At 66.2% G+C, this 8,734-nt stretch carries 9 protein-coding genes; 3 read left to right on the top strand and 6 right to left on the bottom strand.

Annotated elements, in window-relative coordinates:
• Positions 1–140 precede the first annotated feature (140 nt).
• A complete protein-coding gene (rsmI, locus tag ACESLR_RS06150; protein ID WP_373024882.1) occupies positions 141–986 on the bottom strand; it encodes a 16S rRNA (cytidine(1402)-2'-O)-methyltransferase in 846 nt (281 codons plus the stop codon).
• 73 nt (positions 987–1,059) lie between these two features.
• On the opposite strand from rsmI, the gene ACESLR_RS06145 reads away from it, so the two are divergent.
• Genes ACESLR_RS06145 through ACESLR_RS06135 form a run of 3 tightly spaced genes read left to right on the top strand, consistent with a single transcriptional unit; the run spans position 1,060 to position 4,665 of the window.
• Positions 1,060–2,919, top strand: coding sequence for a penicillin-binding protein activator (locus ACESLR_RS06145; RefSeq protein WP_373024846.1), 1,860 nt, complete (start codon positions 1,060–1,062; stop codon positions 2,917–2,919).
• Positions 2,919–3,275 carry a YraN family protein gene (locus tag ACESLR_RS06140; protein WP_373024847.1) on the top strand — a complete coding sequence of 119 codons (357 nt, stop codon included), beginning with the start codon at positions 2,919–2,921 and terminating at the stop codon, positions 3,273–3,275. Before ACESLR_RS06145 ends, ACESLR_RS06140 begins: the two co-directional genes overlap by 1 nt.
• Positions 3,276–3,285: 10 nt before the next feature.
• Positions 3,286–4,665: an FAD-binding oxidoreductase gene (locus ACESLR_RS06135; RefSeq protein WP_373024848.1), complete on the top strand. Its 1,380-nt coding sequence runs from the start codon at positions 3,286–3,288 to the stop codon at positions 4,663–4,665.
• 38 nt (positions 4,666–4,703) lie between these two features.
• Here the strand turns inward: ACESLR_RS06135 and ACESLR_RS06130 are convergent, their stop codons facing one another.
• The 5 genes from ACESLR_RS06130 to petA form a co-directional block, all read right to left on the bottom strand.
• Positions 4,704–5,132 (bottom strand): ClpXP protease specificity-enhancing factor, encoded by a 429-nt coding sequence (locus ACESLR_RS06130; protein WP_373024849.1) that lies wholly within the window; start codon positions 5,130–5,132, stop codon positions 4,704–4,706.
• Positions 5,129–5,755, bottom strand: coding sequence for a glutathione S-transferase N-terminal domain-containing protein (locus ACESLR_RS06125; protein ID WP_024327854.1), 627 nt, complete (start codon positions 5,753–5,755; stop codon positions 5,129–5,131). The genes ACESLR_RS06130 and ACESLR_RS06125 overlap by 4 nt, the downstream gene beginning before the upstream one ends.
• A 106-nt stretch (positions 5,756–5,861) precedes the next feature.
• The gene (locus tag ACESLR_RS06120; protein ID WP_373024850.1) at positions 5,862–6,602 is read right to left on the bottom strand and encodes a cytochrome c1; all 741 of its coding nucleotides are present in this window, start codon (positions 6,600–6,602) and stop codon (positions 5,862–5,864) included.
• Positions 6,602–8,011, bottom strand: a complete 1,410-nt coding sequence (locus ACESLR_RS06115; protein WP_373024851.1) for a cytochrome b — start codon at positions 8,009–8,011, stop codon at positions 6,602–6,604. Before ACESLR_RS06115 ends, ACESLR_RS06120 begins: the two co-directional genes overlap by 1 nt.
• Positions 8,011–8,613, bottom strand: a complete 603-nt coding sequence (petA, locus tag ACESLR_RS06110; protein WP_373024852.1) for a ubiquinol-cytochrome c reductase iron-sulfur subunit — start codon at positions 8,611–8,613, stop codon at positions 8,011–8,013. Before petA ends, ACESLR_RS06115 begins: the two co-directional genes overlap by 1 nt.
• Positions 8,614–8,734: the final 121 nt, after the last annotated feature.

Raw genomic sequence — 8,734 nt, 5'->3', positions numbered from 1 at the left:
GCCAGTTGGGCCTGGAACTGACAACCAAATCCGCTTGAGAAGAGCCCAATTAAAAACAATAAAACAATGACTTAAAAACTGTTTCATGGGAGCACACGAGGGGGTGAGACGAGCAAGAGCGCTTGGTGGCAGGAAAGGGCCTAGCTCCTGGCGTGCTTCAGCGCCAGCGCGCGGGCGTAGACGCGATTGCGCGGCAGATCCGTGGCGTCGGACAACAGACGCGCGGCGCGTTTGAGGGGGAATTCCTGCAGCAAGGCCGCCAGCAGGCGCTCGTGTTCGGCCGACAGCGGCTCGTCGGCCTCGCCACCCGTGTCCGGGGCCGGCGCGGGGCCCAGGATCAGGACGAATTCGCCCCGCGTCCGGTTGCGGTCGGCATCCAGCCAGGCGGGCAGCCCCCCAGCGCCGCCGCGATAGTGCTCCTCGAACTGCTTGGTCAACTCGCGCGCCAGGAACACTTCGCGCTCCGGCGCGAGCCCGGCGAGGTCCTCGGCGGCAGCGCGGATGCGATGCGATGACTCGAACACGATCGTGGTGAGCGGCTGCGCCAGCAGCGTCTCGAGGTGCCGCAGGCGGGCGCCGGCGGCGTGCGGCAGGAACCCCTCGAAACAGAAGCGATTGGACGGCATGCCCGCCACCGCCAGCGCGGCCAACAGGGCACTGGGACCGGGGGTCGCACGCACGGCCACGCCCGCCTCCTGCGCGGACCGCACCAGCCGGAATCCGGGATCAGACACCAGCGGCGTCCCGGCATCCGAGATCAGGGCCACGGATTCCCCTGTCTGCAACGCCTCCAGCAGCGTTGGGACCCGCTCGGCCTCGTTGTGCTCGTGCAGGCTGACCAGCGGCGTCCGCACGCCCAGATGGGCCAGCAGCCCGGCACTGTGTCGCGTATCCTCTGCGGCAATGCGCTGGACCTGGTCCAGGACTTCGGCGGCACGCGGACTCATGTCGCCAAGATTGCCGATCGGGGTGGCGACCACCCACAACGTGCCCCAGTTCGTTGACACGGCCTGATGCGCTTTCAATACTGACCCCTTAATCTGCCGACGAATCGCTATCGTGACCCGAATCCCCAATTGCGCCGGGCATGCCCGGCCCTTGCCCCGCCTTGCCCTGTTGCTGCTGGCCGCGGTCATCGTGGCGGGCTGCGCCACCCCGCGCCCGGACCCGGAACCCACCCCGGATCCCGAGGCACGCCCGGAGCTCGCCGAGCTCCCGCCGGAGGTGCGCGCCAGCCTCCTGCTGAGCGAGGCCCGTTCACGTCCTGATCCCGACCGGGTGCGCAGCGCCATCGAAGCCGTGCTGGCACTGGATCGGGCGACCTCCGATCAGCTGGACCAGGCCGAAAGCCTGTGGGCCGAGCTCCCCGAAGCAGAGCGCGACACCCAGGAGGCCCGCCTGCTGGGCGCACGCCTCGCGGCGGCCCAGCGTGACTGGACCCTGGCCCGGGAACGCCTCGGCGCGGATGATCCGGACGACCCCACTCGGTCTCCCGAGGTCTACCGTCAGGGGCTATCCCTGCATGCCCGCCTGCTGGAACAGGAGGGGCAATGGTATCAGGCCCTGGATACCCGACTGCGCCTGGACGGACTCCTGGTCATGGAGCCGGACCTTCATGGCGAGAACCAGGAGCGCATCTGGGGCCTCCTTGCGGCGCTGCGCCCCGCCCAGCGCGAACGCGTGGTCGGCAACCATCCGCCGGATGGCGATGCCTGGGTGAGCCTGTTCCGTCTGCTGCGCGCCGCCGACACCCAGGACGAGGCGCGCCAGGCGGCCGGCCAGTGGCGCGAACGTCATCCGTCGCATCCGGCCAACAGCCTGCTACCGGACCTGCTCGAGAGCCACCCTCTAGCGACCGGCAGGCCGGGCGACACCCTCGTGCTGCTGCCGCTGTCCGGCGAACTGGCCGAACTGGGAAACGCAATCCTGGACGGCATCACCCGTGCCTTTTACGCGGAGGGCACGGGCAATGGACGGCTCATCGTGCGTGATACGCGCGGCGAACCGGATGCCGCCGCCGCCCTGTACCGCCGGGGCGTGGAGTCGGGCGTCGCAGGGATCATCGGTCCGCTGCGCCGCGAATCGGTGCACCAGGTCGCGCAGAGCGACGAGACCGTACCGTCGATCCTGCTGAACCGTACCGAAACCGTCGCCAACAGTGCGCAAACGACGCTCGCCCTGAACCCCGAAGAGGATGCGCGAGCCGTAGCGGATCGCGCGGCGCGCGCAGGCTGGAACCACCCACTCGTCCTGCTGCCGGAGGGGAATTTTGGCGACCGCGTCGCAACGGCATACCGGGCGGCACTGGCCGAAGTGGACCACCGCCCGCGGGACGTGATCCGCGTCCAGCCCACCGCGGGCGAACTGAACGCCACCATCGGCAACGCGCTCGGCATCCCGCAAAGCGAGTCCCGCATCCGCGACGTCGCGCGTCGCACGGGTCTGAAACTCGAGGGCGACCCGCAGGTGCGCGCGGACGTGGACCATCTGTTCATTGCCGGAACGGCATCGCAGGTGCGGCGCATCGTGCCGCATATCCACTTTCACCAAGCCAGCCATCTCCCGATGATGGCCACGGCGCATGTGTACGCCGGGCGGGCGGATGCCGGCCGCGACGCCGACCTGAACGGGATCGTGTTCCCCGACGCCCCGAGGGTATTCGATCAGGTGCGCCTGCTGAGGGACCAGGCCGGGACGAGCGACGAGCCTCTCCCCCGCTTTGTCGCCCTGGGCATGGATGCCATGCGGCTGAGCCTGCACCAGGAGGCCATTCGCGACGCGCCTCACCACCAGCTGACCGGGGGAGCCGGGGCCTGGAGCCTCAACCCGTTCAGCCACGAGTGGATCCGGGAACCCGCCTGGGCCCGCTTCGAGCAAGGCGAGCCCAGGCGGATCGATCTCCCGGCCGGAGAGTCCTGATGTTTCGCCCGGGTGCCTCGGGGCAGGCAGCCGAGGACCGGGCTGCGGCATACCTCGAGACCCGCGGCTTGCAGATCCGCGCCCGTAACGTGCGCCGCCCCTACGGCGAACTCGACCTGGTCGCCCTGGAAGGCGAGACCCTCGTGCTGGTCGAGGTCCGCAAGCGCAGCCATCCAGGGTTCGGAGGGGGCGCGGAAAGCATCGATCGCCGAAAACGGGCCCGCCTGCTGCGCGTGGCCGAGGCCTATCTGCAGGAAAGCGCCTGGCACGGCCCGGTCCGCTTCGATGTCATGACCCTGGACGGCCAGGACCGAATTGAGTGGCTACAGGATGCCATCCAGGCGTCCATCGACTGAGCACCTGCCCATGACCCCCCTGGCCCGAGAACTGGAACAACTTCTGGAACCCGGGGACCGGCTGCTCGATCCTGCCGACTGCTGGACCTACGGCGCGGACAACTCGAAGCTGCACGCAGTCCCGGATGGCGTCGCCTTCCCGCGCGACGCCGACACGGTGCGCGAACTGGTCCGTCTGTGCCGGCGCCTGGGGGTGGCCCTGACCAGTCGGGGCCGCGGCACGGGGACGACGGGCGCGGCGGTGCCGGACCACGGCGGCCTGGTGGTGTCCTTCGAACACATGAACCGGATCCTCGAGGTAGATCCGGAGAATCGCTGGTTGATCGCCGAACCCGGAGCGACTAACGGCGAGATCCAGGAGGCCGCCGCTGCCCACGGGTTCTTCTGGCCACCCGACCCGACCAGCAGCGCCTATTGCACTCTGGGCGGCAACCTGGCATACAACTCCGCCGGCCCCCACGCAGTGAAGTACGGGACGCCGCGGGACAACACGCTGGGCCTGGCCGCCGTGGCCGGGACCGGCGAGGCCTTCCGTACGGGCGTCCACACCACCAAGGGTGTCGTGGGCTACGACCTGACCCGGCTGTTGATCGGCTCCGAGGGCACGCTTGCCGTGACCACCGAAGCCACGCTGCGCCTTACGCCGCGGCCCGAGGCCACCCGCCTGATCCAGGCCGTGTACCGCGACGTCGGGGATGCGGCCCGCGCCGTTTCGCGTCTCATGGCGCGCGCGGAGATCCCGTCGGCGCTGGAGTTCATGGACCACTCGGCGATCGCGATGATCCGCAACTATGCCCCGGACTGCCCCCTGCCCGCGGAGGCGGGGGCCATCCTGATGATCGAGACTGACGGCACCGAGGCCGGGATCGACGCCACAACCGACGGCATTCGCCGTGCGTCCGAGGGCGATGGCTGCCTGGAGACCCGCAGTGCCGACACGCCCGAGGCGGCACAGGCGCTCTGGGCGGTCCGCAAGGCCCTGTCGCCGGCCCTGCGCACCGTGGCCCCCAAGAAGATCAACGAGGACGTGGTCGTCCCGGTTTCTCGCATCCCGGACCTGATTGCCGGCCTGGACCGCCTGGCCACCGAACACGCTGTCAAGATCGTGAACTTCGGGCACGCCGGAAATGGCAATATCCACGTCAACCTGCTGGTGAACCCCGATGACCCTGGCGAACTAGCCGCGGCCGAGCGCTGCCTGGACGGGGTCTTCACGCTGGTTCTCGCTCTCGGCGGGACGTTGTCCGGGGAGCACGGGATCGGACTGGTCAAACGGGCCTATGTGCCCCGCGAGCTGGATCCGGTCGCGCTCGGGCTGATGACGGGCATCAAGCGCGAGTTCGACCCCGACTACATTCTCAATCCGGGCAAGTCACCCGGACCCGCGTAGGAATAGAGGCCAAAACAAAAAAGGCCCCTTGCGGGGCCCTACTTCACGACCTTCAGGGCCGGTCCCTTGCGCTTCGAAGCCGGGGCACCCCCCCCGCTACCACCATCGTCCGGGCCGTCCGGCGGCGTGCCGGGACCGTCGTCCTCGGGGCCCGGACCAGGCTCGCTGCCGAACATCATCCCCTGGCCGTTCTCGCGCGCGTAAACTGCGAGCACGGCCTCCATGGGCACGAAGACGTCCATCGGGTTGCCGGCGAAGCGCGCCGAGAAAGCCACCGCCTCGTCGCCAATATTCAGCGCCTGTACCGCAGATGGCCCGACATTGAGGGTGATCTTCCCCTGATCCACGAACGCGTCGGGAACGACCACGCCTTCGACTGTAGCGTCCACCAGGATATGCGGCGTAAAGCCGTTATCCGTGACCCACTCCCACAATGCGCGGAGCAGATAAGGGCGGGACGAAGTCACAGCCGCAGCTCGCGCTCGGCCTCGGTCAGACTCACCTGGAACGACTCGCGCTTGCAGACCCGATCGGCGTATTCCTGGATCGCCTGCGGCAGCGACGACAGGTCGATACCCACCGCGGGCAGCCGCCACATCACCGGCGCGATCGCGCAATCGACGATGGAGAACTCGTCGCTCAGGAAGTACGGCTTGAGTTCGAAGATCTCGGCCGAACTGACCAGGCTTTCGCGCAGGATCTTGCGCGCCTTGGTCAGCCCCGAACCGGACGCCTTGTACACGGCATCCAGCCCCTCGTACCAGTCGCGCTCCACGCGATAAAGCGCCAACCGCGCGGCCGCGCGCGAGACCGGATCGACCGGCATCAACGGCGGATGCGGGAACCGCTCGTCCAGGTATTCGGTAATGACATGGGTGCCATACAGCGCCAGGTCGCGATCCACCAGAGTCGGGACCTCGTTGTACGGATTCAGATCCGAGAGATCCTCGGGCAGTTCGTCCGGCCCAAGGTTGACGACATCCACCGCGATGTCCTTCTCCGCGAGGATGATACGCACGCGGTGACAGCGAACGCAGTCGTGAGCAGAAAAGAGGGTCATAACGGAACGACGGTTGGCGACCAGCGCCATGGCTTTCTCCCTACCCCGGCCTGATGGTTTCCCGTGCCGGGCAGACGGTCAATAACACCGGCACGCGTTCTTCCCTGATCAACGCGCCGGCGACGGTTCAGGCCGCCTAGTGTACGTCTTTCCAGTACTCCTTTTTCAAGAAGTAGGCCAGGATCGTGAAGATCCCGAGGAAAATCAGTACGTAAAGGCCAATCCGCTGACGGTCCAGCTGCATCGGCTCGCCCATGTAGGAGAGGTAGGTGACGATGTCGCGCACGGCACGGTCGTACTCGCTCTGCGTCATCTGTCCGGAGCGCACCAGTTCGAGACGTTCCTCACCATCCTCGTCGACCTTTTCCTGCCAGCCCTGCAACTCCCACAACACGTGGGGCATACCGACATTCTCGAACACCTCGTTGTTCGCGCCCATCGGACGCGACTCGTCGATGTAGAAGCTCTTCAGGAAGGTGTAGACCCAGTCCTCGCCATTGATCCGCGTGGTCATGGTCAGGTCGGGCGGGACTACGCCGAAGGCCTCTTCGCCGTAATCGTCGGTCATGGCGTTCTCCATCAGGGAGCCGACACCGACCGGCTCGCCCTCCTCATCGGTCATGAAGATGAAGTTCTCTTCCATGTGCTGCTCGGTCAACCCGATGTCCCGCGCCACACCGTTGTAGCGCATGTATTTGGTGGAGTGGCAGCCCATGCAGTAGTTCATGAACAGGTTGGCGCCGCGCTGCAGCGAGGCCTCGTTGCTCACGTCGATGTTGGCCTCTTCCAGATCGCCGTCGTACCCGGCCGCGAATGCAGCCGGGACGGTGAACAGGGCCGCAGCGGCCAGGAGCGTAGTTGCAATCAGCGTTTTCATTACGAAGTCACCCTTTCCGGAACGGCACGGTCACGGCCCAGGCCACGCGCGAAGGCGGGGGCCACCATGGTCACGAAGAGATACACGGTTGGAATCAGCCAGGACCACATGATCAGGCTCGCCTCACTCGGGTCGAAGCGCACGATGTCGTAGAACGTGTAGATCCCGACCACCACGACAAACGCGATCAGACTGAAAGGCGCGGACCGTTCCTTGCTGAGGAACCAAAGCATGAAGAAGAACGCGAAGTACACCGTGGCGAAGCGCAGGCTCATCTCGCCGACCTCGGTGGTGGCCTGCTGCAGGCCCAGCCAGCCGAGTATCACGAACGCCACCACGAATACCGCGAGGTTAAACTTCGCCGCGAACGAACGGTAGCGCATCGACAGGACCGGGTTGCGATCCAGCCAGGGGATGAAGAACAGCATCACCACGGCACCGCCCATGGCCAGCACGCCGAGGAACGGGTCCGGCACCGAGCGCAGCACGGAGTACATGGAGGTGAAATACCACACCGGCGGAATCAGGTCCGGAGTCACCAGCGGATCGGACGGGATCATGTTGTCCGGCTTCAGGAATTTCCCGCCACCTTCCGGGAAGAAGAACATGATCGCGGCGAACACCATCAGGAACACGCCGACGCCGACCAGATCCTTCACGGAATAGTACGGGTGGAACGGAATGCCATCCTTCGGGATGCCGTTTTCGTCCTTGTTCTTCTTGATGTTAATGCCATCCGGGTTGTTGGACCCCACTTCGTGCAGCGCGATGATGTGCGCGGCCACCAGCATGATCAGCACCAGCGGCAGGGCAATCACGTGCAGCGCGAAGAAGCGGTTCAGCGTGGCATCGGAGAGCAGGAAGTCACCGCGGATCCATGTCACAAGGTCCGGCCCGATGTACGGGATGGTCTGGAACAGGTTCACGATCACCTGCGCGCCCCAGTAGGACATCTGGCCCCACGGCAGCAGGTAGCCGGCGAAGGCCTCGGCCATCAGCACCAGGTAGATCAGCACGCCGAAGATCCAGATCAGCTCCCGCGGCTTCTTGTAGGAGCCGTACAGCAGCGCCCGGAACATGTGCAGGTAGACGACCACGAAGAACATCGAGGCGCCGGTGGAGTGCATGTAGCGGATCAGCCAGCCCCACTCCACGTCACGCATGATGTACTCGACCGACGCGAATGCGAGTTCGGCATCGGGCTTGTAGAACATGGTCAGGAAGATGCCGGAGACGATCTGGATCACCAGTACCAGCAGGGCCAGGGAGCCAAAGAAGTACCAGAAGTTGAAGTTCTTCGGTGCGTAATACTGCGCCAGATGTTCGTTCCACATCTGGGAGAGCGGGAAGCGGGCGTCCACCCAGCCCAGCACACCGCCCTGGATCTTGGTATCAGGATTGCTGGCCATTAGATCGCCTCCCCGTCTTCGTCTTCACCAATGACAAGCATGGTGTCCGTCCGGAACATGTGCCGCGGGACCACCAGGTTCGTGGCCGCCGGCATGTTGCGGTAGACGCGACCGGCGATGTCAAAGCGCGAGCCGTGGCAGCCGCACAGCCAGCCACCCTGCCAGTCGGAACCCATCTCGGGGTCGCCGATCTCCGGGCGGTACGTCGGCGAGCAGCCCAGATGGGTGCAGATGCCGACCACGACCAGGATCTCCGGATCGCGCGAACGGTGCTCGTTCTGCGCGTATTCCGGCTGCTGGGTCTCCTCCTCGGATTCCGGATCACGCAGGCGATCGGTCACCTCGGACAAACCGGCGATCATCTCGTCGGTGCGCCGCACAACCCAGATGGGCTGACCGCGCCATTCGACGCTGACACGCTGACCCGGCTCGACGGCGGACACGTCGAATTCGACAGGGGCCCCGGCTGCCTGAGCGCGCGCGCTGGGCTGCAAGGACGCCAGGAACGGGGCCGCGACTGCGGCGACCCCGGCTCCGCCTACGACGGATGTCGCGGCGACGAGGAACCGGCGACGGCCTCGGTTTACGCCTTGGTTTGCCATGTTTGTCTCTCCAAACAACGTGTTGAAATCGTGTTCCCGCGACCGCACAGCGATGGCGCAGCCTGGGCGCGAGGGGCCAGGGCCACACGCGCAAATGCCCATCTGGGCGGGCTGTAAAATC

The sequence above is a fragment of the Thioalkalivibrio sp. genome, from assembly GCF_041685615.1.
In the GTDB taxonomy this organism is placed as follows: Bacteria; Pseudomonadota; Gammaproteobacteria; order Ectothiorhodospirales; family Ectothiorhodospiraceae; genus Thioalkalivibrio.
This window is presented reverse-complemented; position numbering and strand designations above follow the sequence as displayed.